The following is a 25,215-nucleotide window of genomic DNA, read 5'->3' as shown; positions in this document are numbered from 1 at the left end:
TGACCCACCCCGTCTCCCGAGAGGAGCGTCGCCGTGCCTCCCACCGATGCGAGCACCGACGCCGGTAGCGCCCGCGCCACCCGACCCGCCCCCGGATCCGGCCCCGGATCCCGCGTGGACACCGGCTCGGAACCCGGCGCCGGCACGGACTGCGAGGACACGCTCGACCTGCGCATCCCCGACGAACTCCTCGCACTCTTCGCCGGGGACACCGAATCCCGGCACGGGAACGCGGCCGCAACACCAGACGGGACTTCGGACTGGACTTCGGACGGCACTTCGGACGGGGACGACCTGCTCGACCGTGTCGGCGGCTGGGGTCCGGCCAGGACACCCGCAGGCGTCCTCCACCTCGTCCCCGTGTGCCCGAAGCGGGACCTCCCGCTCCTCCACCGCTGGATGAACGACCCCGCCGTCGCGGCGTTCTGGGAACTGGCGGGACCCGAGTCCGTGGTCGAGGAACATCTGCTCCGGCAGTTCGACGGCGACGGACGCAGCGTTCCGTGCCTCGGGGCGCTGGACGGCACCCCGATGAGCTACTGGGAGATCTATCGCGCGGATCTCGACCCTTTGGCGCGCCACTACCCGGCCCGACCCCACGACACCGGAATCCACCTGCTCATCGGCGGTGTCGCCGACCGGGGACGAGGACTCGGCTCGACCCTGCTCAGAGCCGTCGCCGATCACGTACTGGACAAACGTCCCTCGTGCGCCCGTGTCGTCGCGGAACCCGATCTTCGCAACACCCCCTCCGTGTCCGCGTTCCTGAGCGCCGGTTTCCGGTTCGCCGCCGAGGTCGATCTGCCCGACAAGCGGGCGGCCCTCATGATCCGGGACCGGGCCCTGCGCGATCTGTTGTAGAGCCGTCACTCTTGGTTCACTGCTCGCACCGATCCGGTTCCCTGCCGAGGAGTCTCCGTGTCGCATCCCTCCGCCACCCCGGCCGCCCGTGAGACGCCCACCCTGTACGACCCGCCCGAACTGCGCGCAGACCGCTGGGAGCGGGCCGGCCGCCGTCTGCTCGCGAAGATGATCGGCGAGTTCGCGTACGAAGGGATCATCGAGCCGGAGCCGGAGCCGGAGCCGGAGCCGGAGCCGGAGCCGGAGCCGGAACCCCAGACGCGGCCGGACCTGGCGTCCGCCGCGAAAGCGGCTCCTGCCGGCGCGACGGGCGCGACGGGCGCCACGAGCACCACCGTGACCACGGGCGCCCCGGGCGCGGCGGATGTCACGGTCGGCGTCGGGACCACAGGGACCACGGGGGGCACCGGTGCCACCGGTGTCACAAGCGCCGCGGGGGCCACCGGGGCCACGGGCGCCCCGGGCAGGACAGATGTCACGGTCGGCGTCGGGACCACAGCGGCCACGGGGGTCACGAGCATCACGGGTGTCACGGGGGTCACGAGCATCAAGGGTGTCGCGGGTGTCACGAGCACCACGGGCGCCACCGAGACCACGAGCATCACCGGTGTCACCGGGACCATGGGTGTCACGGGCCTCGCTCGTGTCACGGGAGCCACCGGCGGTACCGGGGCCACGGGTGCCGCAGACGCCCCGTATGTCGTCCGTCTCGACGCGGGCGGCGGTCTGTCGTTCCGCGCACGCCGTACCGCGTACGGAAGTTGGCGGGTGGACCCCGACTCCCTCACGCTCACGGAGAGCGGGGCGGAACTCCGGCCGTTCAGTGACCCCGTCGGCTTCCTCACGCGCGCCCGCGGCACGCTGGGGCTCGACGGGGCGACGCTCGGGCACGGCATCCGAGAACTCGGCACGACGCTCGCCGCGGACGCCCGCCTCGACCACGAAGCCCTCACGGCCGCCGAACTGGCCGACCTGGGATACGCGGAACTGGAGGGCCACCAGACCGGCCACCCATGGCTCGTGCTGAACAAGGGCCGCCTCGGCTTCTCCGCACGGGACGCCGGGCACTGGGCACCGGAGGCCCGCAGAGCGACGCCCCTTCCGTGGATCGCCGTGCACGCCGGACTCGCCACCTACCGCGGTACCGGCGGCCTGGACACCGCCGACCGCTTGTACGCGCACGAACTCGCCCCGGCCACGCGGGAGTCGTTCGACGCGGTGCTCCGCGCGCGCGGTCTCGCCCCGGAGGCGTACCTCTACCTGCCCGTGCACCCCTGGCAGTGGGACGAGGTCGTCCTGCCCCTCTTCGCCGCACAGATCGCCACGGACGCGATCGTGCCGCTGCACTCGGACGGGGATCTGCGACTGGCCCAGCAGTCCGTCCGTACCTTCCTCAACGTCTCCCGCCCGGACCGGCACACCGTGAAGCTGCCGCTGTCCGTCCTCAACACCCTGGTGTGGCGCGGCCTTCCGACCCGGCGGACGCTCGCCGCGCCCGCCGTCACCACCTGGATGCACGCCCTGCGCGCCGCCGACCCGTTCCTGCGGGACACCTGCGGGGTGATCCTGCTCGGCGAGGTCGCCTCGGTGACCGTCGGGCATCCGGTGTACGACTCCCTCCCCGAGGTGCCCTACCAGTACAGGGAACTGCTCGGGGCGATCTGGCGTGAGCCGCTCTCCCGCCACCTGGCCCCCGGCGAACGCGCCCGCACCCTGGCGGCACTGCTGCACACCGACCGGGAGGGCCGTTCCTTCTCCGCCCAGCTGGTCGCCCGCTCCGGACTCGCGCCGAGATCCTGGCTGCGCCGGCTCTTCGCCGTGCTCCTGCCACCGCTGCTGCACTTTCTGTACCGGTACGGCACTGTGTTCAACCCACATGGCGAGAACGTGATCGTTGTCTTCGACGACCATGACGTGCCGGTGCGGCTCGCCATGAAGGACTTCGTGGACGACATCAACGTGAGTGCGGAGCCCCTGCCCGAGCACGCCTCCATGCCGGACGAGGTACGGCGGGTCCTGCTGGCCGAGCCGCCGGCCTTCCTGATCCAGTTCATCCACTCCGCGCTCTTCGTAGGAGTGTTCCGCTACCTCGCGCCGCTCTGCGAGGAGCAACTGGGCGTTCCCGAAGATGAATTCTGGTCCCTCGTACGAGGGGAGATCATCCGCCACCAGACCCGATTTCCCGAGCTCAAGGACCGCCACGAGATGTTCGACCTGCTCACTCCCCGTATCGAGCGGCTGTGCCTGAACCGCAACCGGCTGCATATGGACGGCTACCGCGACCGTCCGGCGCGCCCGCACGCGGTCGTCCACGGCACCGTCCCGAACCCCCTCCACCAGCCGTGATCCCCCGGCCCGCGCCCGGCTTGATCATGTCTTCGGTTCCGGCCTTGATCGCTCGGTTGTCAGTGGCGCCCCGTAGGCTGGCATCGCTATGACAAAGCCCTCACTCCCCGAACTCCTGCATGCTGCCGTCACCGCCGTGGGCGGTACGGAGCGCCCCGGCCAGGTGACGATGGCCGAAGCCGTCGCCGGTGCCATCGACGACAGTTCCCACCTGCTGGTGCAGGCGGGCACCGGTACCGGAAAGTCGCTCGGTTACCTGGTGCCCGCCCTCGCGCACGGGGAGCGGGTCGTCGTGGCGACCGCCACCCTGGCGCTCCAGCGCCAGCTCGTGGAGCGGGACCTGCCGCGCACGGTCGACGCGCTGCACCCGCTGCTGCGCCGCCGCCCCGAATTCGCGATGCTGAAGGGCCGGTCGAACTACCTGTGCCTGCACCGCCTGCACGAGGGCGTGCCTCAGGACGAGGAAGAGGGCCTCTTCGACCAGTTCGAGGCGGCCGCGCCGACCAGCAAGCTGGGGCAGCACCTGCTGCGGCTGCGCGACTGGTCGGACGGGACCGAGACCGGTGACCGCGACGACCTCACGCCCGGTGTCTCCGACCGGGCCTGGGGCCAGGTGTCCGTGTCGTCCCGGGAGTGTCTCGGCGCCACCAAATGCGCCTACGGAGCGGAGTGCTTCGCCGAGATGGCCCGCGAGCGGGCCAAGCTCGCCGAGGTCGTCGTCACCAATCACGCGCTGCTCGCGATCGACGCCATCGAGGGCGCGCCGGTCCTTCCGCCGCACGAGGTGCTGATCGTCGACGAGGCGCACGAGCTGGTCTCCAGGGTCACCGGAGTCGCCACCGGCGAGCTCACGCCCGGGCAGGTCAACCGCGCGGTGCGACGCGCCGCGAAGCTCGCCAACGAGAAGGCCGCCGACCAGCTCCAGACCGCCGCCGAGGGCTTCGAGCGCCTGATGGAGCTGGCTCTGCCGGGACGCCTGGAGGAGATCCCGGAGGACCTCGGGTACGCGCTGATGGCGCTGCGTGACGCCGCCCGCACGGTGATCACGGCCATCGGCTCCACCCGCGACAAGTCCGTCCAGGACGAGGACGCCGTACGCAAGCAGGCGCTGGCGTCCGTCGAGGCCGTGCACGCCGTGGCGGAGCGCATCGCCAACGGCTCCGAATGGGACGTCGTCTGGTACGAACGTCACGACCGCTTCGGAGCCTCACTCCGGGTCGCTCCGATGAACGTGTCCGGTCTCCTCAGGGAGAAGCTCTTCGCCGACCGCTCCGTCGTCCTGACGTCGGCCACCCTCAAGCTCGGCGGCGACTTCAACGGCGTGGGAGCGTCGATGGGGCTCGCCCCGGAAGGCACGGAGGGCGAGGACCTTCCCCAGTGGAAGGGCATCGACGTCGGCTCGCCCTTCGACTACCCCAGGCAGGGCATTCTCTACGTCGCCAAGCATCTGTCGCGCCCCGCGCGGGACGCCGACCGCGGTGACATGCTCGACGAGCTCACCGAGCTGATCCAGGCCGCCGGCGGTCGCACCCTCGGCCTGTTCTCCTCGATGCGCGCGGCCCAGCTCGCGGCAGAGGAGTTGCGGACCCGCATCCCCGAGTTCCCGATCCTTCTCCAGGGCGAGGAGACCCTCGGCGAGCTGATCAAGAACTTCGCGGCCGACCCGAAGACCTGCCTCTTCGGCACGCTCTCGCTCTGGCAGGGCGTGGACGTGCCGGGCCCCAGCTGTCAGCTCGTCGTCATGGACAAGATCCCGTTCCCGCGTCCGGACGACCCGCTGATGAGCGCCCGCCAGAAGGCGGTCGAGGACAACGGGGGCAACGGCTTCATGGCCGTCGCCGCCACGCACGCCGCACTCCTCATGGCCCAGGGCGCCGGCCGTCTCGTACGAGCCTCGGGCGACCGGGGCGTGGTCGCCGTACTCGACCAGCGTCTGGCCACGGCTCGCTACGGCAGCTATCTGAAGGCCTCGCTCCCCGACTTCTGGTCCACCACGGACCCCCACCAGGTCCGCAGATCCCTCGCCGCGATCGACGAGAAGGCGAGGGCGATCGAGGAGACGTCAGCGCAGACAGCCGAGCCCGCGAATGACCCGGAGGACACGTAGCACCAAGGTCCGGCCCGCGCCCTGAACCTGACACACGAGCCACACAAAGCCCCAGCCCCGCGCTCACGAGTCACGTGAAGCCTTGGGCCTCCTGCCCGGGAGTCCCAAGGAGCGTGAACCCCGTGCCCACGACCCGCGCGAAGCCTTGAGCCCCATACCCGGAAGCCGCGCGAAGCCTTGAGTCCCATACCCGGAAGCCGCGCGAAGCCTTGAGCCCTATACCCGGAAGCCGCGTGAGGCCCTGGGCCTCGTGCTCGGAAGCCGCACGGAGCCCCAGCCCCATGCCCACCGGCCGCGCGAAACCTTGAGCCCCATGCCCGGAAGCCGCACGGAGCCCGAGCTCCATGCCCACGATCCGCATGGAGCCCTGGGCCTCGCGCTCAGAAGCCGCATGAAGCCCCAGCCCCATGCCCACGAGCCGCATGAAGCCCCGCAGCCCCATGCCCATGAGCCGCATGAAGTCCTGGGGGCTTCGTGCCCGGAAGCCGCACCGAGCCCGAGCCCCATGCCCACCAGCCGCGTGGAGCCCCTGGCTCCGTGCCTATGCGGCAGCGGCGTATGGAACACCGGCACCCCACGATCGAAGGACCAGTGGAGCCCGGTGAAGGCCCCCGGCCAGATAACGCACAGGACCCCGGAACCGGCGCAGTTGGTTCCGGGGCCCGGTCAGGGGCGGGGGCGGGAGTCCGCCCATCGCGGTGTCACACCCGGCGCAGTACGGCGACGACCTTCCCGAGGATGGTCGCCTCGTCGCCGGGAATCGGCTGGTAGGCCGAGTTGTGCGGCAGCAGCCACACGTGCCCGTCCTCGCGCTTGAAGCGCTTCACCGTGGCCTCGCCGTCCAGCATCGCGGCGACGATGTCGCCGTTCTCGGCGACCGGCTGGCGGCGGACCGTCACCCAGTCCCCGTCACAGATGGCGGCCTCGATCATCGAGTCACCGACGACCTTCAGGACGAACAGCTCTCCGTCGCCGACCAGCTGGCGTGGGAGAGGGAAAACGTCCTCGACCGATTCCTCGGCGAGGATCGGGCCACCGGCGGCGATGCGGCCGACGAGCGGTACATAGGACGCGGCCGGCTTTCCGGCGGTGTCCGTCGGCTGCACCGAGGACTGGTCGGATCCCCGCACCTCGTACGCGCGCGGGCGGTGCGGGTCTCGCCGCAGGAAGCCCTTGCGCTCCAGTGCCATCAACTGATGCGCGACCGAGGAGGTGCTGGAAAGGCCGACGGCCTGCCCGATCTCCCGCATCGACGGCGGGTAGCCGCGCCGCTGCACGGAGTCCCGGATCACCTCGATCACCCGGCGTTGCCGGTCCGTCAGTCCCGAGCTGTCGGCCCGGATGCCTGGAGGTCGGCCAGGCAGGGAGCGCTTGGGCCCCTCATGATTCGCGGCTTCGTTCATCACATGCACCGGCTCGAGTCGGCCCTGGGAGCGGTCCTGGGCGGTGATGGTGGCGCTGTCTGCGGTGGTGGTCACGTCGGCCCCTCTCGATGGTCTCCCTGCTGGACAACGGTAGTTGCTTTCGAAAGGTTGCGCCAAACACACGTTCGAGTGAAAAAACGCGAATTGCCTGACGTGAGCATGTGTCTGGGTGTATGGCTGGCGACGCGCCTGGCGGACAAAAGGGCTTATTGCTGTACCCTTCAGCGCCGGAGGCGGCGGTCGTGCCGACTGACCTGGGCCGCCGCCCAGTCTGCCATCCGATGGCCGACCGGCCGGGAACCGGCCCCCTTCCGTGCGCCGACCACGCTATCCCCGTGTGTCCGGGATGGGTATGCCTGTGCGGCACGTGCCCTTACGTGTACGACACGCGCGTCGTGGGTGATTTCACGGGCCGATCCCCACATCTAGTGGTTGGATTTCGGTGGCATCCCAGAAGTTGTGGTCCCCCGGGTCTTCGGACCCCCGGGTATCGCCTATGCTTGAGGCTGCTTCGAGGGGCCGGTGAGGTCCCACGAGGTCCCTGAGTCGCGCTGTGAAGGAGGGTTGGAGCCGTGCACTGCCCCTTCTGCAGGCACCCGGACAGCCGCGTCGTCGACAGTCGTACGACCGACGACGGCACGTCGATCCGCAGGCGCCGCCAGTGCCCCGACTGCTCCCGTCGTTTCACGACCGTGGAGACGTGCTCGCTGATGGTGGTGAAGCGCTCCGGTGTGACCGAGCCCTTCAGCCGGATCAAGGTCATCAACGGCGTGCGCAAGGCCTGCCAGGGGCGGCCCGTCACCGAGGACGCGCTCGCCCAGCTCGGCCAGCGGGTCGAAGAGGCCGTGCGAGCCACCGGAAGCGCCGAACTGACCACCCACGACGTGGGGCTGGCCATACTCGGACCCTTGCAGGAACTCGACCTCGTGGCCTACATGAGGTTCGCGTCCGTGTACCGGGCCTTCGACTCGCTCGACGACTTCGAAGCCGCCATCGCGGAACTCAGGCAGGTGGATCAGCGCCCCGCCGTCGTCGACGACGACGACCCGGACGTGGTGCCCCAAAAGACCGACCGCGGGCGCGGCGGAACCGTCGAGGTTCCGGTGCCCGCCACCGCCGCCGACTGACCGCGGGGCGGCCCCTGAGGGGCGTCCGGCCCCGCCCGCGGGCGGCGACCACAGACCTGCTGCGTCAGGCCGTACCAACGGCACCCGCGGCATCAGACACAGACGGTGCCACGGGAAGTTCGTGGCACTTCAGCGCGTTTTAGCTGTTACTGGGAGGCGGCAATGACAGAGACGGCGAGCGGTCCGGCACGAGGTTCCCGCGCAAAGAGCGGAACCAAGGCCAGCAAGGGACTGCGCATCGAGCGCATTCACACCACCCCCGGCGTGCACCCGTACGACGAGGTGGAGTGGGAGCGCCGTGACGTCGTCATGACCAACTGGCGCGACGGCTCGGTCAACTTCGAGCAGCGTGGCGTCGAGTTCCCCGGCTTCTGGTCGGTGAACGCGGTCAACATCGTCACCAGCAAGTACTTCCGCGGTGCCGTGGGCACCCCGCAGCGCGAGGTGAGCCTCAAGCAGCTCATCGACCGCATCGTGAAGACGTACCGGAAGGCCGGCGAGGACTTCAAGTACTTCTCCTCGCCCGCCGACGCCGAGATCTTCGAGCACGAGCTGGCGTACGCCCTCGTGCACCAGATCTTCAGCTTCAACAGCCCGGTCTGGTTCAACGTCGGGACCCCGCAGCCCCAGCAGGTGTCCGCCTGCTTCATCCTGGCCGTCGACGACTCCATGGAGTCGATCCTCGACTGGTACAAGGAAGAGGGCATGATCTTCAAGGGCGGCTCCGGCGCCGGCCTGAACCTCTCCCGCATCCGCTCCTCCAAGGAGCTCCTCTCCTCGGGCGGCAACGCCTCGGGTCCCGTCTCCTTCATGCGCGGTGCCGACGCCTCCGCAGGAACGATCAAGTCGGGCGGCGCCACCCGCCGCGCGGCCAAGATGGTCATCCTCGACGTCGACCACCCCGACATCGAGGACTTCATCGAGACCAAGGTCAAGGAGGAGGAGAAGATCCGCGCCCTCCGTGACGCGGGCTTCGACATGGACCTGGGCGGCGACGACATCACGTCCGTCCAGTACCAGAACGCCAACAACTCGGTCCGCGTGAACGACACGTTCATGAAGGCCGTCGAGTCGGGCGGCTCGTTCGGTCTCACCTCGCGCATGACCGGCGAGGTCATCGAGGAGGTCGACGCCAAGTCGCTCTTCCGCAAGATGGCCGAGGCCGCCTGGGCCTGCGCCGACCCGGGCATCCAGTACGACGACACGATCAATCAGTGGCACACGTGCCCGGAGTCCGGCCGTATCAACGGCTCGAACCCGTGCAGCGAGTACATGCACCTGGACAACACGTCCTGCAACCTCGCCTCGCTGAACCTGATGAAGTTCCTCAAGGACGACGGCAAGGGCCGCCAGTCCTTCGAGATCGAGCGCTTCGCCAAGGTCGTCGAGCTGGTCATCACCGCGATGGACATCTCCATCTGCTTCGCGGACTTCCCGACCCAGAAGATCGGCGAGAACACCCGCGCCTTCCGTCAGCTCGGTATCGGCTACGCCAACCTCGGCGCCCTGCTGATGGCGACCGGCCACGCGTACGACTCCGACGGCGGCCGCGCCCTCGCCGGCGCCATCACCTCCCTGATGACGGGTACGTCGTACAAGCGTTCCGCCGAGCTCGCCGCGGTCGTGGGCCCGTACGACGGCTACGCCCGCAACGCGCAGCCCCACCAGCGCGTCATGCGGCAGCACGCCGACGCCAACACCACGGCCGTCCGTGTCGACGACCTGGACACCCCGATCTGGGCCGCCGCCACGGAGGCCTGGCAGGACGTGGTCCGCCTCGGCGAGAAGAACGGATTCCGCAACGCGCAGGCCTCCGTCATCGCCCCCACCGGCACCATCGGTCTCGCGATGTCCTGCGACACCACCGGTCTCGAGCCCGACCTCGCGCTGGTCAAGTTCAAGAAGCTGGTCGGCGGCGGCTCGATGCAGATCGTCAACGGCACCGTGCCGCAGGCCCTGCGCCGCCTGGGTTACCAGGAGGAGCAGATCGAGGCGGTCGTCGCCCACATCGCCGAGAACGGCAATGTCGTCGACGCCCCGGGCCTCAAGCACGAGCACTACGAGGTCTTCGACTGCGCCATGGGCGAGCGCTCCATCTCCGCGATGGGCCACGTCCGCATGATGGCCGCGATCCAGCCGTGGATCTCCGGCGCGCTCTCCAAGACGGTCAACCTGCCGGAGACGGCGACCGTCGAGGACGTCGAAGAGGTCTACTTCGAGGCGTGGAAGATGGGCGTCAAGGCGCTCGCGATCTACCGCGACAACTGCAAGGTCGGCCAGCCCCTCTCCGCCAAGACCAAGGAGAAGGAGAAGGCGGAGGTCACGGCGAAGGCCGAGGACACCATCCGTACCGCGGTCGAGAAGGTCGTCGAGTACCGCCCGGTCCGCAAGCGTCTGCCCAAGGGCCGTCCCGGCATCACCACCTCCTTCACGGTGGGCGGCGCCGAGGGCTACATGACTGCCAACTCCTACCCGGACGACGGTCTCGGCGAGGTCTTCCTGAAGATGTCGAAGCAGGGTTCCACCCTCGCGGGCATGATGGACGCCTTCTCGATCGCCGTCTCGGTCGGTCTGCAGTACGGCGTACCCCTGGAGACGTACGTCTCGAAGTTCACCAACATGCGCTTCGAGCCGGCCGGCATGACGGACGACCCGGACGTGCGGATGGCGCAGTCGATCGTCGACTACATCTTCCGCCGCCTGGCGCTGGACTTCCTGCCCTTCGAGACGCGCTCCGCGCTCGGCATCCACTCCGCCGAGGAGCGCCAGCGGCACCTGGAGACGGGCTCCTACGAACCCTCCGACGACGAGGTCGACGTCGAGGGCCTGGCCCAGTCCGCGCCCCTCGCGCAGGAGCTGAAGGCCGTCGCCGCTCCCAAGGCCGAGGTCGTCGCGGCCGAGCCCGCCCCGAGGCAGGTCCACACCAGCGCCGAGCTGGTGGAGATGCAGCTGGGCATCCAGGCCGACGCCCCGCTCTGCTTCTCCTGCGGCACGAAGATGCAGCGGGCCGGGTCCTGCTACATCTGCGAGGGTTGCGGTTCGACGAGCGGTTGCAGCTGACGCCGAGCGCCTGTCGGGCGTGAAATAGCTGGTCAGGGCGGTGGAGTCGTAGTCGGCTCCACCGCCCTCGGCGTGGGGCGGCCCCGGGCCGTCGTGCCCGGAGGAGGGCCCGTCGTGCGGGGCGTCACCCGGGGGTGCGCGTCCGGCGGTGCGACGGTCCGGGCATCGGCGGAATTCGGGTGTCCCACGAAACGATCAACGGCTAGTCTCCCTCAGCGCGCAAGGAGCGCGATGGGGAGGGCGGGGGACATGGCCGACGAGATGGCCGGATCGAAGAAGGGCCTGGGCGCGGGGGTCCAGGCGGTCGCGGCGGTGGTGCTGGTCGCGGGCGTCACAGGAGGCATATGGGGACTGTCGCGGGTACTTCCGCAGAACAACGCCGATGAACCGGCCACCTGCTCCAAGGGACAGAACACCCGGCCGGCGAAGCGTGTCTCCGGGGCCCAGCTGTGCCGGGCGCTGAACCGCGCGGACCTGCCGGCCCTCCTCGGGACGCCCGACGAGCACGCGCAGACGGCCGACGGCAACGACAGTGTGATCACCCTCGACGGTGGCACCAAGATCGCCACCCCCGAAGCGACCGTCATCCTGAAGACCTACTCCGTGAAGCTGTCGGCCTCCGACGACCAGTTCTCCGTCGCCCAGGATCTCGCCCTGCTGCCGTCGGCCGAACCGAGGCAGATCCTGGGCCACCCCGCGGTCCTCTCCTCGGACCGGACGATCGCCTTCACCTTCGGTTCCGGCAAGGCCGAGACCGGCCCCGGCGGTATCGCCCGCAGTCTGCTGGTCGCCAGGGACGCGAAGGACGGCGGCGGTTCGTTCGAGATCGCCATCTGGCGTCAGGACGACGTCACGCCCGATGACGCGGCGCTCTTCCGCGTCGCCGAGACGGTGCTGCCGACCATCCCGGGCTGGAAGAACGGCTGAGCGCACACCGACGGGACCCACGGCCGGAGGGCGGCGCGGCTCCGGAACGAGGACGCCGCGCTGTGCCTCACGCCTCCTGCGGGCTGCCCATGACCCTCGCGAAAGTCGCGGGGTCGGTGTCGAAGCCGTGGATGGCCGCCTGGAACGTCCACTCCCCGGAGTGGTCGCGAACGAACTCCCCGATGGTCGCGGCCGTCGCGCCCAGCACGTCGCCGAAGTCGCCCTCCGTCAGGACGGTGTACCCCTCACGCAGGCGGAAGCCGGGGTTGAGGACACCGACGAAGGTCCTCGCTTCGGTGCGCTGCTGGATGAGGACACCGACGACCACGCGCGCGTAACGGCTGTCCAGGCGGTCGAGCTCCAGGGTCATCACCTCGTCCCAGCCGAAGCCCTTGCCGTCCTTGCTGTCGCGGTTCAGATAGATGGTGCCGTCCGGCGAACGGCTGCCGAAGTACACGACATAGGCCGGATTTCCCTGCGGCGCGGACGCCAGATACGTCGCCGCGATGATGTCGAGATCGGTCGCGGGCTCGCCTACCGGACTGGGATCCCACTTGATCGCCAACTCGACCTTGCGGATACCCTTGTTGAGACCGTTCACCGGATGTCCCCTCCCCGTGCCCCGACAGTCGCCGGACCAACTCCTCTGAGAGTAGGGCCGGTTGTCCATCGTGCCACGCGCGCCGGGGCACTCGCCCGGATCCACAGGCCCGGAGCGTGACCGGCGCCACGTTCCGGGGCCTTACGATGGCGCGGTGCTGGTCAAGTGGATTCGCTGCACCGTGGTCGATCGCCGCGGTTTCGAGCGGGGGCAGCGAAAGTGGGCGGGGCTTCTGGGGGAGCCGGGATTCCGGGGACAGGGCGGAGGATGGAGTGTCGGGCGGTCCGGCGTCGCGCACATCTTCTCCTTCTGGGAGAGCCGTGCCTTCTACGACTCCTTCATGGCCCGGTCCCATGACCGGCTCGCCGCCGCGCAGTCGGGCACGTTCAAGGACTCCCAGGTCAAGCTGTTCGACTACCGCTTCGACGTGAAGACCGGCTTCGAGCCGCGTTTCACGGACTCCGATGTGGTCCGGGTCGCGCACTGCCGTGTCCACGAGGACCGCGCCGAGCACTTCGCGCTCATGCAGGAGAAGGTCTGGAACCCCGCGATGGCCGGTTCCCCCGGCATGGTGCGGGGTATGTTCGGGGAGGCGCCCGGCAGCGAGTTCATGGTCCTGTCCATGTGGCAGTCGGCCGCCGAGCACGGCAAGTACCGTGCCGAGCGGGTGGAGAGGCTGGCGCTGCGCGCCCAGATCGAGGCCGACATAGCCGCCCTCGCGGGCGACATCGTGCAGCTCGAACCGGGCTGGATCGTCTGACGGCACCCCTCCGCCGGGCATCACGATCTGCGGGAACGGTGTGACCTGTGCCGTATGCGGCCCGTACGACTGCTCGAACAGTGCCGACACGATCTAGGGTCTTGGCATGGCACGACCACGGCGCATCGTCCTTGTCCGGCACGGCGAGTCGGTGGGCAATGCCGATGACACCGTGTACGAACGCGAGCCCGACCACGCTCTGGCGCTCACCGAGACGGGGTGGCAGCAGGCGGAGAACACCGGCAAACGGCTGCGCGAGATCTTCGGCGGGGAGCAGGTAAGCGTTTACGTCTCCCCGTACCGCCGCACCCACGAGACGCTCCGCGCCTTTCACCTGGACCCCGGGCTCGTCCGGGTGCGCGAGGAGCCGCGCCTGCGGGAGCAGGACTGGGGCAACTGGCAGGACTGTGACGACGTACGTCTGCAGAAGGCGTACCGCGACGCGTACGGGCACTTCTTCTACCGGTTCGCGCAAGGCGAGTCCGGTGCCGATGTGTACGACCGGGTCGGTGGCTTCCTGGAGAGCCTGTACCGCAGCTTCGAGGCCCCCGACCATCCGCCGAACGTGCTCCTGGTGACCCATGGCCTGGCCATGCGGCTGTTCTGCATGCGCTGGTTCCACTGGACGGTCGCCGAGTTCGAGTCGCTCTCCAACCCTGGGAACGGAGAGATGAGGATGCTCGTTCTGGGGGAGGACGGCAGATACACCCTCGACCGTCCCTTCGAGCAGTGGCGTGATCCGGAATCGTACGGAGCCACCGGATAGAGTGGCAGGGCGATGATCGCTGACTCCTCTCCCGACGGGCGCTTCGAGCGCGCCCTCGCCAGCCTGCGCGGACTCGCGGTGGGGGACGCGCTGGGCTCACAGTTCTTCGTGCCCGCGAACTATCCGCTGCTGAAGCGCCGAGAGCTGCCGCCGCGACCCTGGCAGTGGACCGACGACACCGAGATGACCTGCTCCGTAGTCGCGGTTCTGGCCACCCACCACCGCATCGACCAGGACGAACTGGCCCGCTCCTTCGCCGAGCACCACGACTTCGACCGGGGGTACGGCCCGGCGGTCAACCGGCTGCTGCGGCTGGTCCGGGAGGGCGGCGACTGGCGGGAGCTTGCGGCGGCCCTCTTCAAAGGCCAGGGCTCCTGGGGCAACGGCGCCGCGATGCGGATCGCCCCCCTGGGCGCCTGGTACGCCGACGATCCGGAGCAGGCGACCCACCAGGCGGAGATCTCCGCCTATCCCACGCACCAGCACCGTGAGGCCGTGGTCGGTGCCATGGCCGTCGCCGCGGCCGCCGCACTGGCCGCCGATCCGGCGGGCCCGCCGAGCGCCGAGGCCCTGCTCGACGGCGTGATCGCGCTCGTACCGCGCAGCGCGGTGGGCGCCGGGCTGCGGCGCGCCCGGGACATGCTCGACTACGGAGACGCCGGGACCGTGGCCGCCGTGCTGGGCTGCGGACGGCGTACGTCGGCTCACGACACCGTCCCCTTCGCCCTCTGGTCGGCCGCCCGTGCCCTCGGTGACTACGAAGAGGGCTTCTGGGTCACCGCCCAGGTCGGCGGCGACGTGGACACGACCTGCTCCATCGTGGGCGGTGTGGTCGCCTCCGGGAAGGCCGGAGCGCCCCCCGGGGCATGGCTGGAAGCCACGGAGGCGCTGCCGGGCTGGCTGCCGGGGCTCGCGTCCGGGCGCCCGGACGGCGACGCGTAGGGCGGACGTCAGGGGGTTCCCGGGCCGTTGCAGCCGCGGTCGGCACGTGGGCGCGGCCCCGGGCGAGGTGGTGGAGGCTCGGGCCGAGCCCGTAGAGGCCTCGGAGCGCCCCGGGAGGCAGTTGCCTCGGCTCGGCCTCGGGGGCCCGGTGCCCGGCCCGTGTCACAGGCTTGCTACAGCCGTGCGGCCCCGTTCTTGGCGGCCGTGCCCGTGGATACCCTGTGCGCCACGCCCGCCCGTTGATCATGGCGGGCGTGTGCCGACGAGACGCCGGTCGGCAGCCTTCCCGCCGCGGTGGCGCGACGTGGGCTGCCCGGCGACCGGCTGGGAGGGGATCCCTTGTCCGACATACCGTCCACGCCCGAGCCCGGAGACGAGGCCTCGGCGCCGCTGAAGAGTCCCAAGGCGAGCACGGAGATTCCGGACGCCGAGTCTCGGCTACCGGAGGCATCGGAGCCGGAGGACTCCGGAGTTCCGGCCGCGCCGGAGACCACGGAGCGACCGAACCCCGAACCCGGCACCACGGTGAAGGCGGCCGCACCGGGGGGTGGCGAGGCCGAGCCCGTGGCGCAGGCGACGCGGGGGCGTGACGGAGGTGTTAAGCCCGGGGCTCGGGCAGCCGGAGGGGCCGGCGGGGATGTGAAGCCTGGGGTGCATGTGGCCGGAGGGGCCGGCGGGGATGGGAAGCCCGGGGTGCGGGCGGCCGGAGCGGCCGGCGGGGATGGGAAGCCCCAGGCGCCGGCTGCCGGAACGGCCGACGGAGGCCTCAAGCCGCAGGTGCAGGCCGCTCGGCCGATCCACGGAAGCACCGGCCCGGCACGCCCGTCACCCGCCCCCGGTGCCTGGTCGGCCGGCCTCCCGTTCACGCCGCCCGCCCCGGTCCGTACGCCCACGCTGTGGGCCGTGCTCGCGACCGGGGTGCTGAGCATGCTGCTCCTCGACGGCGGTCTGGCGATCAACCTCCTGCTGGTCGCCCTCCCCGCCGCGCTCGCCGCGTACTTCTCGGGCCGGGCCGCGGGACGCTCCACGCGCGCGTGGAGCCTGGTCTGGGGCATAGGCGGTATCGGCCTGCTGGCGGTGCCCGCTCTGCGCGACGCGGACTGGCCTTCGCTCCTCGCCGTCGTGACGGCGATCGCGCTCGGTTCGCTCGCGCTGAACGGCGGACGCACCTGGCCCGCGGTTCTGCTGGGCCCCATCGGCGTGTTCAACTCCTTGGTCACTGGCCCCGCCTGGGGCTGGCGCGGGCTGCGGGAACGATTCGGCGGTGCCCGTCGCAGTGTGGGTGTCGGGCTGCGCGCGTTCGTGGTGAGCGCGGTCCTGCTGCTGGTCTTCGGGGGGTTGTTCGCCGGGGCCGACTCCGCCTTCGCCAACCTGCTCGGCGATCTGGTACCGGACACCTCGGTCGCCGGTGGACCGTGGCGCGTGGTGCTGCTGCTGTTCGGCCTGGTCGGAGCGCTGGCCGTGGCCCACACGGCGGCCGCGCCGGTGCGGTGGGACCGGGTCGCGGTGCCCGCAGGACGCCCGCGCAACCGCGTCGAGTGGGCCCTGCCGCTGATCGTGCTCACCGCGCTCTTCGCGGCCTTCAACGCCGTCCAGCTCGCCGTTCTCTTCGGCGGCTACGACGCCGTACTGAAGAAGACCGGCCAGACGTACTCCGAGTACGCCCGCCAGGGCTTCTGGCAGTTGCTGCTCGTCACGCTGCTGACCCTGCTCGTCGTGGTGTTCGCGCTGCGCTGGGCGCCCCGGGACGGCGCGAGCGACCGCAAGCTGGTGCGGGGTGTGCTGGGAACTCTCTGCGCCCTGGCGCTCGTTGTCGTGGCGTCCGCTGTGCGACGTATGGACATGTATGTGGAGGCTTATGGGCTGACGCGGCTGAGAGTGTCGGTGCTGGCCGGTGAGCTGTGGCTGGGCCTGGTCATCGTGCTCATCATGGCGGCCGGTGTGTGGGGAGCCCGCTGGCTGCCCCGCGCCGTCGCGGCCAGTGCGGCGGCGGGTGTGCTCGCGTTCGGGCTGATGTCGCCCGACAGCCTGATCGCCGAGCGCAACGTCCAGCGGTACGAGGACACGGGCAAGTTCGACCTTCTGTACGCCCGCGACCTGTCGGCCGACGCCGTACCCGCCCTCGACAAGCTCAAGGAGCCGATGCGTTCCTGCGTGCTGAAGTCGATCGCCGACGACCTGGGCAAGGACGACGCCCCTTGGTACGCGACCAGTTGGGGCGAGGTCCGAGCCCGGGACATCCTCCGCGACCGCCCGCCGACCGCGTCCACCGACTGGAGCGTGTGCAGCAAGTTGGTGGACGTCCTCACCTACCGATGAGCGGCTTCCCGTCGGCGTGTTCCGGGGCGAGGCGTCCGGCGCGCGCGGCATGTTCGCTGACCGGCTGACCGGCTGACCGGCTGACCGGCTGACCGGCTGACCGGCTGACCCGGCAGACCGGCTGACCGGGCTCGCGCCCGCGCCCGCCGTCGGGTGCCGGTGCGCCGGTCTGCCGGGAGGTGCCGCGAACCGGAGGGGCTACGTGCCAAGGCCCCTGTGCTGCCTCGGCAGGGTGCCGGCCCCGGCCGCGCAACGCGGACGGCCGACCGGACCGTGGTGGTGGGCCGGGGATCCCCCGGATCCCCGGCCCGGCTCTCCGCGGTTCCGTCCTCAGCCGGCGGCGGCCCCCGCCGTGCCGGACAGGGCTTCCAGATCGCTCTTGCGGACCCTGATCACCAGCGTCGCGGTGATCAGGGCGAGCAGTGCCATCGCCGCGGCCGGCACGAAGGCGGTCGAGATGCCGTGGGCGAGCACGTCATGGCCCCAAGGGGCAGGTAGCTGATGGGTCTTGGCGAACTGCGCCTTCTGCTCGGCCGAGCCGTCCGCCAGGAACTTCGGCATCTGCGTCTTCGCCTCGTCGCGGGCGGCCGAACCGAAGACCGTGGTGAGGATGGACAGACCGAGCGAACCACCCACCTGCTGGGTGACGTTGAGCAGACCCGAGGCCGCGCCCGCCTCGTGCTGGGCGACACCGGAGACCGCGGTCACCGTCAGTGTCACGAAGTTCAGGCCCATGCCGAAGCCGAACAGCAGCATCGGGCCGAGGACTCCGCCCGCGTACGAGTCGTCCGGGCTGATGAAGGTCAGCCAGCCGAGTCCGAGGGCGACGAGTGTCGAGCCGGTGACCATGAACGGCTTGGGGCCGAGCACCGGCAGGAACCGCTGCGAAAGACCCGCGCCGACCGCGATGGCGACCGTCACCGGAAGGAAGGCGACACCGGCCGAGATCGGGCTGTACCCCAGCACGTTCTGCACGAAGAGCACGATGTAGAAGAACATCCCGAACATCGCGGCGGCGAGGCTCAGCATGATCAGATACGTGCCCGAACGGTTGCGGTCGGCGAACATCCGCAACGGGGTGATGGGCTCCTTCGCCCGCGTCTCGACGAGGCCGAAGGCCAGCAACAGGGCCACGGCCGCGCCGAACGACCCGATCGTGAGGCTGTCCCGCCAGCCGTTCTCCGCGGCGCGGATGAAGCCGTACACCAGCGACGCCATGCCGGCCGTCGAAGTGAGCGCCCCCACGACGTCGAAGCGTCCTGGGTGGCGTCGGGACTCGTTGATGTACATCGGCGCGAGGACGGCGATCAGGATGCCGATGGGTACGTTGACGAACAGGACCCACCGCCAGTCGAGCCACTCCGTGAGCATGCCTCCGGCGAGCAGACCGATGGCTCCACCGCCCGCCGAGACCGTCGCGAAGACGGCGAACGCCCGGTTCCGCTCGGGGCCTTCGGGGAACGTGGTCGTGATCAGGGCCAGAGATGTCGGCGAGGCGATCGCGCCACCGACGCCCTGCAGGGCGCGCGCCGCCAGCAACTGCCAGGGTTCCTGGGCGAGTCCGCCGAGCAGCGAGGCGAACGTGAACAGCAGGATGCCGGTCATGAAGACCCGGCGCCGGCCGAGGATGTCACCGGCCCGCGCGCCGAGAAGCAGCAGGCCGCCGAAGGTGAGGGTGTACGAACTGACCACCCAGGTCAGGTCCGTCGTACTGAAGTCGAGGGCGTCTTGAATGTGCGGGAGCGCGATGTTCACAATCGTCGCGTCGAGTACCACCATGAGTTGGCAGGCCGCGATGACGGTGAGCGCGATGCCGGGATGCCCGTCCCGGCGTGCCGCACCTGGTTTGGTGTCCTGAATCAACTGAGAGGTCGTCACTGTGCTTCCCCCACAAGTGCGTTAGTGAACGCTCGCGTTCACTTTCGCGTCAACGGTAGTGAGTCCCCGTCAGTGAACGCAAGCGTTCACTGAAGTCGCTGCCCGACATCGTCAACCCGATGGACCGATTCGCACGAAAAGCCCGAACCTCCCCGAATTCCGCTCCCCTGTACGACGGAGACACTCTGATGGTTACTTCGCGTTGGACGGCCGCCCCCGCTCAGGCGCCCTCCTCGCGCCGGCGCGGTGCCGTGCTCGAGCGCGCGATCCTGGAAGCCGCGCTGGAACAGCTCGGCGCGGTCGGCTGGAACGGCCTCACGATGGAGGGCGTGGCCGCGCGCGCCCAGACCGGCAAGGCCGCGGTCTACCGCCGCTGGCCGTCCAAGGAGGACCTGGTCGCGGACGCGCTCCAGGCCGGACTGCCGGACCTGACGGAGGCTCCCGACCTCGGCGGCGTCCGGGAGGACCTCCTGGAGGTGTGCCGACGTGTACGCGCGGCGATGTTCTCGCCGCCGGGGATCGCGCTTCGCTCAGTGCTTCACGAATGCGATGTGACGCAGGCCGAGCGCTTCAGTCAGGTGATCATCGGCGGGGTCGTCGAACCTACCCTGCGTCTGCTCCGCGAGGTCGTCCACCGCGGTATCGCGCGAGGAGAGGTGCGCCCCGACGCCTCGAACTCGTATGTCTTCGACGCCGTGCCGGCGATGATGATGTATCGCTCCAAGATGTGCGCGAGCGAATGGAGCGATCTGGATCTCCAGGAGATGATCGACCAGATGATGGTCCCGCTGCTGCGGGCACGGGTCGGCTGAGCGGCGGGTGCTGGTCGGCTGAGCGGTCTGTGTCGGTCGGTTGAACGGCGTGCGCGGGGCGCCTGGTCGGCGTGTGCGGGTCCGGTTGAGCGGCGTGCGCGGGGCGGCTGGCCGGCGTGTGCGGGCCGGCTGGCCATGCTCCGGGACGGGTTCCCCGGTGGCTCGGGGACCTGGGTGTCGCGAGGGGCTCCGGGCGGCGTAGTCTGAGGACGCCATGCCGTACGAACCCCCCACCCACACCGTCGAGCGCTCCCTCCGCGCCACGACCGGAGCGAAGGTCATTGCCGGTGTCGACGAGGTGGGGCGCGGTGCCTGGGCCGGCCCCGTCACCGTCTGTGCCGCCGTCACCGGACTGCGCCGCCCCCCCGAAGGTCTCACCGATTCCAAGCTCCTGACAGTCAAGCGCCGGACAGTGCTCGCCGTGGAGTTGGAGAAATGGGTGACGGCGTACGCCCTCGGGCACGCCTCCCCGGAGGAGATCGACCAACTGGGGATGACGGCCGCCCTGCGCCTCGCGGCCGTACGCGCCCTGGAGGCCTTGCCGGTCCGCCCCGACGCGGTCATCCTCGACGGTAAGCACGACTATCTCGGAGCTCCCTGGCAGGTCCGCACGGTGATCAAGGGCGATCAGTCCTGTGTCTCCGTCGCGGCGGCCTCGGTGATCGCCAAGGTTCAGCGCGACAAAATGATGGCCGAACTGGGCATCGACCATGCAGACTTCGGCTTTGCGGCCAACGCCGGGTACCCGTCGCCGGTCCACAAAGCCGCGCTGGAGGAACGGGGACCCACCCCGTACCACCGGTTGTCGTGGGCGTATCTTGATGCGCTGCCCCAGTGGCGGCACCTCAAGAAGGCCCGCAGCTGGGCGGACGGAAGCGTTCCGGAGATCGAGGGCCAACTCGGCTTCGATTTCTGACGATTCCGTTCGCACTCATGTGCCACCCGCCGAGACGGGTCGCACCGGCGTTTGATAGATATCAGCTCATGCCTCTCCTTCCCGAGGAGCCTCAGATTCACGAGAGTGCCCAGGGTCCCCGCGTCACTCCGGCCAGTGGCCGCACCGCGCCGACCCCCCGCCCCGTACCCGGTCCCCGTCCCGCGGCTCCGCCGCGTCCCGGCCGTCCGGGTCCTGTCCGGCCGATGCCGGCCCAACGCACCCCGCGCGAGCCGGTCGTGGCCACGCCGGGGCCGTCCGCCAAGGCGGCCGCACCCGCTGCCGTCACCCCGCAGATCCAGCTCGTCCCGGCCTCGGCCGACGGCGCGCTGGACGCGGCCGAAGAAGCCGTCGACCTGCTGCTGGAGTCGGGCCGCGCCCCGGGTGAGGTGCTGGTGATCACCACCGGCGACCCGCACCCGTGGGCCGCGCACGAACTCTCCTTCGGCGAGGCCGCGTACTGGGCGCAGCACGACGCCGGCGACGACGTCTTCTACGCCGACGCCACTGCCGTGCGCCGGGCCGCTTCCCGTCCCGTGGTCGTGGTCGCGGTCAACGGTGGTTCCGGCGAGGCTGCCGCCACCGCCCTGCCTTTGGCCCTCGGCCGGGCCGGTGCCCTGCTGATCGTCTGCGGCGACCCGCAGCAGATCAACTCGGTCCTGGCCGCGGGCGTCTGAGCGCGTTCCGGACCCGGTCCGGAACGCGCCCGGCTGGACGCTGAGGGTGCCGCCACGGCGGCACCTGCACGGCGGTCGATTCGGCGTACCCTGCAACGCGTCCACGCCCGCGGGGATCCTGCAACACGTCCATGTCCGCGGGACGCTGCCTGCCACTCGTTCGTGTGGCGCGAGGTGCCCTGACGGGCGCCCGCCCGGTGCCTGCGGATTTGCCTGCCCCTGGCGGGTCTCACGGCGCGGCGGCCGACGATTTCCGCGTCCGCTTTCCGTGCCCGGATTTCATGCCCGCATTCCGTGCCCGCCGCCCGGTGCGGCATGAGCACTGGGCGCATCGCCTGGCGCACGCGCAGCCGCGCGGCGTTCGCCCGTCGGCCGGCATGTTCCTTCCCCTGACCGAGGACCCGGGTGCGCCCCGCACGCGGGCCGCACGTCAGTGGCGTACCTGAGCACGGGCACGGGGGTGCGACCCTGGAGCGGGCCGTCGGCGGTGTGCGGCCCGCCTTCCCCCGGGGCGGGCCGATACCGCGCGGCTCGCCCGTGGGTCAGCGAGCGGCCGCCCGGCGCATGACCTCCGACGCGACGCCTCCCGTGCGGGGCAGTGGCGGCTGCACCTCGCCCACGAAGAACTCCGGCGGTGAATCCGAGTTGGGGCGGCGTCCGCCTCGGCCCTCGCCGAGTACCTGCCAGCCGTCACGCGTCAGGGTGATGTACGCCCCGCACCGCAGTCCGTGGAGCGTGCAGGCGTCCCGCAGTCCCCACATCCAGGCCCCGTCCTCCTCCGTCCAGCGCGCGTCGCCGTCCCGGCAGTACAGCAGCACGGCCGTGCGCGCGGGAGACCGGCGCCGCAGGTCGTGCGGAATGACCCGGCGCAGCTGAGCGAGCAGCGCGTTGCGGAACATCCAGCCGTCGGCCGGTGCCGAACGCCGTGTGAAGGAGGCGCTCGCCATCAGCCGCTCGTCCTGGTCGAGGACCGCGACGACCGCCGTCGAGGGTCTGGGCCGATGCCGGGCGTGGAGGCCACTCACGACCTCACGGGGATCGCGCAGAAGCGGAATCCCGGCCGAGGCCCATTCGGCGGGTTCCAGCATGCGGGTCAGTGGATTGGCGGAAGCGGCGGACAGGTCGGGAGACGTCGACATGGATGCCGCCGAGGACGGAGCGAATCCGAAGGTCACGGTCCTCCCTTCGGCTACGTGCCCATACAGCGGGCGGGGTCGGACTTGGGGGAATGGCACGCCGCAGCAGAGCCCTACCGGACCACGGGCAAACCGTGCGGGGAGCGGACCTCAATTCTTCCTGTCGAACTGGAATGCGGCAACGAGCAATTGAGGTCACCGACCGTTTTCAGGCAGTTAGTGTCTTATATACCTGCCCGGTGTTTCGAATGGCGACACGCGTCACGCCTGTACGGCGAGGACCAGCGGCAACACTGCCTGGGCACCCGCTCTGCGAAGCATCCGCGATGTCACCGCCAGCGTCCAGCCCGTCTCCGTGGCATCGTCCACCAACAGCACCGGACCACCGGCTTCTCGCAAGGCTTCGGCCAGGCTCGGAGGCACGGTCAGGGCCCCGTCCAGAGCCTTCAGCCGCTGGGCGCTGTTGCTCCGCGAGATCTGTGCCGCCTCGCCGACATACTCCACGGATCCCAGCAGCGGCAGTCGGCCGATCTCCGCGATCCGTGCACCGAGCGACTGGATCAGCTGCGGCCGTGAGCGCGAGGCGATGGTCACCACTCCGATCGGGCGGGGCTGCGCGTCGGGCTGTCCGGAGGCCCAGCCGCCGGGGCCCTTCGCCCAGTCGGCCAGGACCCCGACCACGGCCTTCGCGACATCGTCCGGAACGGGCCCGTCCGGGGCCTGCGGGGCGAGCATCGGCCGCAGCCGGTTGCCCCAGCCGATGTCCGAGAGCCGTCCCAGGGCACGCCCCGGAGCAGCCTGTTCGCCGGCCGGGATACGTCCCTTCAGCTCGACGCCGATCGCCGCCAGCCCGGTCGGCCACATCTTGCGGGGCTCGACATCGACGCCCGCGCGGCCGAGCTCGCCGTTCGCCGCGTCCAGCGCGGCGGAGGACACGGCGGTCCGGAACCGGCCGCCGGCGCAGTTGTCGCAGCGCCCGCAGGGTGCGGCTTCCTCGTCGTCCAGCTGCCGCCGGAGGAACTCCATTCGGCAGCCGGTCGTCGATACGTAGTCCCGCATCGCCTGCTGCTCCGTCGCCCGCTGCTTGGCCACCCAGGCGTAGCGCTCGGTGTCGTAGGTCCAGGGCGAGCCCGTGGAGATCCAGCCGCCCTTGACCCGGTGCACGGCTCCGTCGACGTCGAGCACCTTGAGCATGGTCTCGAGACGGGACCTGCGCAGCTCCACCAGTGGTTCGAGCGCGGGCAGGGACAGCGGGCGCTCGGCCCGGGCCAGCACGTCCAGAGTGCGTCGCACCTGCTCCTCCGGGGGGAAGGCGATCGAGGCGAAGTACTCCCAGATCGCCTGGTCCTCCTTGCCCGGCAGGAGCAGCACCTCCGCGTGCTCCACACCGCGGCCCGCGCGTCCCACCTGCTGGTAGTAGGCGATCGGGGAGGAGGGGGAGCCCAGGTGCACCACGAAGCCCAGGTCGGGCTTGTCGAATCCCATGCCCAGCGCCGATGTGGCGATCAGCGCCTTGACTCGGTTGGCGAGCAGGTCTTCCTCGGCCTGCTGGCGGTCCGCGTTCTCCGTCTTCCCGGTGTACGACGCCACGGTGTACCCGCCCTGGCGCAGGAAGGCGGTGACCTCCTCTGCTGCGGCCACGGTCAGCGTGTAGATGATGCCGGAGCCCGGCAGGTCGTTCAGATGCTCGGCCAGCCAGGCCATCCGGTGAGCGGCGTCCGGCAGCCGCAGCACGCCGAGGCTCAGGCTCTCCCGGTCCAGCGGACCGCGCAGGACCAGCGCGTCGGTGCTCACTCCGGTGCCGAGTTGCTCGGCGACATCGGCCGTCACGCGCGCGTTGGCCGTCGCGGTCGTGGCCAGCACCGGGGTGTCGGGCGGGAGGTCGGCGAGCATGGTGCGCAGGCGGCGGTAGTCCGGCCGGAAGTCGTGGCCCCAGTCGGAGATGCAGTGCGCCTCGTCGACCACCAGGAGGCCGGTGGCCGCGGCCAGCTTGGGCAGCACCTGGTCGCGGAAGTCGGGATTGTTCAGCCGCTCCGGACTCACCAGGAGGACGTCGACCTCGCTCGCCGCCACCTCCGCCTGGATGGTCTCCCATTCCTCCGTATTGGATGAGTTGATCGTCCGCGCGCGGATTCCGGCGCGGGCGGCCGCCTCGACCTGGTTGCGCATCAGCGCGAGAAGCGGCGAGACGATCACCGTGGGCCCGGCGCCCAGCTCCCGCAGCAGCGCGGTCGCGACGAAGTACACCGCGGACTTGCCCCAGCCGGTGCGCTGCACGACGAGCGCTCTGCGCTTGTCGGCCACCAGTGCCTCGATGGCGCGCCACTGGTCCTCGCGCAGCCGCGCCTCGCCCGCCCGGGCACCGACCAGGCGGGCCAGGACGGCATCGGCCGCGGCACGGAGGTCTTCGCGGGCGGCGTGGTGTGCGTTGTCGGTGACTGCTGGTCGCGGGTCTTCGTTGGTCATGGCTCCATGCAACCCGATGGGTCTGACATAGCGCGAACGAACCGTCGAGCTGTGGACAACTTCTGTCGTGGT

18 protein-coding genes are annotated in these 25,215 nt (G+C 70.5%); 13 read left to right on the top strand and 5 right to left on the bottom strand.

Annotated features, from left to right (window positions below):
- Positions 1-33 precede the first annotated feature (33 nt).
- The 3 genes from ACIQRL_RS37300 (at position 34) to ACIQRL_RS37290 (ending at position 5,314) form a co-directional block, all read left to right on the top strand.
- On the top strand, positions 34-861 hold the full coding sequence (locus tag ACIQRL_RS37300) for a GNAT family N-acetyltransferase (RefSeq protein ID WP_401340098.1): 828 nt from the start codon (positions 34-36) through the stop codon (positions 859-861).
- Positions 862-918: 57 nt separating this feature from the next.
- On the top strand, positions 919-3,207 hold the full coding sequence (locus ACIQRL_RS37295) for an IucA/IucC family protein (RefSeq protein ID WP_401340095.1): 2,289 nt from the start codon (positions 919-921) through the stop codon (positions 3,205-3,207).
- An 88-nt stretch (positions 3,208-3,295) separates the two neighbouring features.
- Positions 3,296-5,314, top strand: coding sequence for an ATP-dependent DNA helicase (locus ACIQRL_RS37290; RefSeq protein WP_401340093.1), 2,019 nt, complete (start codon positions 3,296-3,298; stop codon positions 5,312-5,314).
- A gap of 701 nt (positions 5,315-6,015) precedes the next feature.
- On the opposite strand, the gene lexA is transcribed toward ACIQRL_RS37290, so the two are convergent.
- Positions 6,016-6,792 (bottom strand): transcriptional repressor LexA, encoded by a 777-nt coding sequence (gene lexA, locus ACIQRL_RS37285; protein ID WP_103549644.1) that lies wholly within the window; start codon positions 6,790-6,792, stop codon positions 6,016-6,018.
- A gap of 518 nt (positions 6,793-7,310) precedes the next feature.
- Between lexA and nrdR the strand changes: the two genes are divergently transcribed.
- The 3 genes from nrdR to ACIQRL_RS37270 all read left to right on the top strand — a co-directional run bounded on the left by nrdR (position 7,311) and on the right by ACIQRL_RS37270 (position 11,852).
- Entirely contained in the window at positions 7,311-7,865 is a 555-nt protein-coding gene (gene nrdR, locus ACIQRL_RS37280) for a transcriptional regulator NrdR (RefSeq protein WP_401340091.1), read from the top strand.
- A 162-nt stretch (positions 7,866-8,027) separates the two neighbouring features.
- Positions 8,028-10,925 carry a vitamin B12-dependent ribonucleotide reductase gene (locus ACIQRL_RS37275; protein ID WP_401340089.1) on the top strand — a complete coding sequence of 966 codons (2,898 nt, stop codon included), beginning with the start codon at positions 8,028-8,030 and terminating at the stop codon, positions 10,923-10,925.
- 249 nt (positions 10,926-11,174) lie between these two features.
- Positions 11,175-11,852 (top strand): DUF6215 domain-containing protein, encoded by a 678-nt coding sequence (locus tag ACIQRL_RS37270; RefSeq protein ID WP_401340087.1) that lies wholly within the window; start codon positions 11,175-11,177, stop codon positions 11,850-11,852.
- A 67-nt stretch (positions 11,853-11,919) separates the two neighbouring features.
- On the opposite strand, the gene ACIQRL_RS37265 is transcribed toward ACIQRL_RS37270, so the two are convergent.
- Positions 11,920-12,453, bottom strand: coding sequence for a TerD family protein (locus tag ACIQRL_RS37265; protein WP_401340086.1), 534 nt, complete (start codon positions 12,451-12,453; stop codon positions 11,920-11,922).
- Between the two features lie 154 nt (positions 12,454-12,607).
- Between ACIQRL_RS37265 and ACIQRL_RS37260 the strand changes: the two genes are divergently transcribed.
- The 4 genes from ACIQRL_RS37260 to ACIQRL_RS37245 all read left to right on the top strand — a co-directional run bounded on the left by ACIQRL_RS37260 (position 12,608) and on the right by ACIQRL_RS37245 (position 17,240).
- Positions 12,608-13,213: a YdbC family protein gene (locus tag ACIQRL_RS37260; protein WP_401340083.1), complete on the top strand. Its 606-nt coding sequence runs from the start codon at positions 12,608-12,610 to the stop codon at positions 13,211-13,213.
- Between the two features lie 106 nt (positions 13,214-13,319).
- Positions 13,320-13,979 (top strand): histidine phosphatase family protein, encoded by a 660-nt coding sequence (locus tag ACIQRL_RS37255; protein WP_401340081.1) that lies wholly within the window; start codon positions 13,320-13,322, stop codon positions 13,977-13,979.
- Between the two features lie 12 nt (positions 13,980-13,991).
- Positions 13,992-14,921, top strand: coding sequence for an ADP-ribosylglycohydrolase family protein (locus tag ACIQRL_RS37250; protein ID WP_401340079.1), 930 nt, complete (start codon positions 13,992-13,994; stop codon positions 14,919-14,921).
- Between the two features lie 417 nt (positions 14,922-15,338).
- The gene (locus ACIQRL_RS37245) at positions 15,339-17,240 is read left to right on the top strand and encodes a DUF4153 domain-containing protein (protein WP_401340217.1); all 1,902 of its coding nucleotides are present in this window, start codon (positions 15,339-15,341) and stop codon (positions 17,238-17,240) included.
- 330 nt (positions 17,241-17,570) lie between these two features.
- Here ACIQRL_RS37245 and ACIQRL_RS37240 read toward each other — a convergent pair whose 3' ends face one another.
- A complete protein-coding gene (locus tag ACIQRL_RS37240) occupies positions 17,571-19,118 on the bottom strand; it encodes an MFS transporter (protein WP_401340077.1) in 1,548 nt (515 codons plus the stop codon).
- A gap of 188 nt (positions 19,119-19,306) precedes the next feature.
- Between ACIQRL_RS37240 and ACIQRL_RS37235 the strand changes: the two genes are divergently transcribed.
- From ACIQRL_RS37235 to ACIQRL_RS37225, 3 genes are all read left to right on the top strand, one after another.
- Positions 19,307-19,930: a TetR/AcrR family transcriptional regulator gene (locus ACIQRL_RS37235; RefSeq protein ID WP_401340074.1), complete on the top strand. Its 624-nt coding sequence runs from the start codon at positions 19,307-19,309 to the stop codon at positions 19,928-19,930.
- A gap of 214 nt (positions 19,931-20,144) precedes the next feature.
- On the top strand, positions 20,145-20,846 hold the full coding sequence (locus ACIQRL_RS37230; RefSeq protein ID WP_401340073.1) for a ribonuclease HII: 702 nt from the start codon (positions 20,145-20,147) through the stop codon (positions 20,844-20,846).
- 68 nt (positions 20,847-20,914) lie between these two features.
- A complete protein-coding gene (locus ACIQRL_RS37225) occupies positions 20,915-21,541 on the top strand; it encodes a hypothetical protein (RefSeq protein WP_401340072.1) in 627 nt (208 codons plus the stop codon).
- Between the two features lie 542 nt (positions 21,542-22,083).
- Here the strand turns inward: ACIQRL_RS37225 and ACIQRL_RS37220 are convergent.
- Positions 22,084-22,716, bottom strand: coding sequence for a hypothetical protein (locus ACIQRL_RS37220; RefSeq protein ID WP_401340070.1), 633 nt, complete (start codon positions 22,714-22,716; stop codon positions 22,084-22,086).
- A 222-nt stretch (positions 22,717-22,938) separates the two neighbouring features.
- A complete protein-coding gene (locus tag ACIQRL_RS37215) occupies positions 22,939-25,143 on the bottom strand; it encodes a RecQ family ATP-dependent DNA helicase (protein ID WP_401340068.1) in 2,205 nt (734 codons plus the stop codon).
- Positions 25,144-25,215 lie beyond the last annotated feature (72 nt).

This window comes from Streptomyces sp. NPDC091209 (assembly GCF_044757755.1).
Lineage (GTDB): Bacteria > Actinomycetota > Actinomycetes > Streptomycetales > Streptomycetaceae > Streptomyces.
This window is presented reverse-complemented; position numbering and strand designations above follow the sequence as displayed.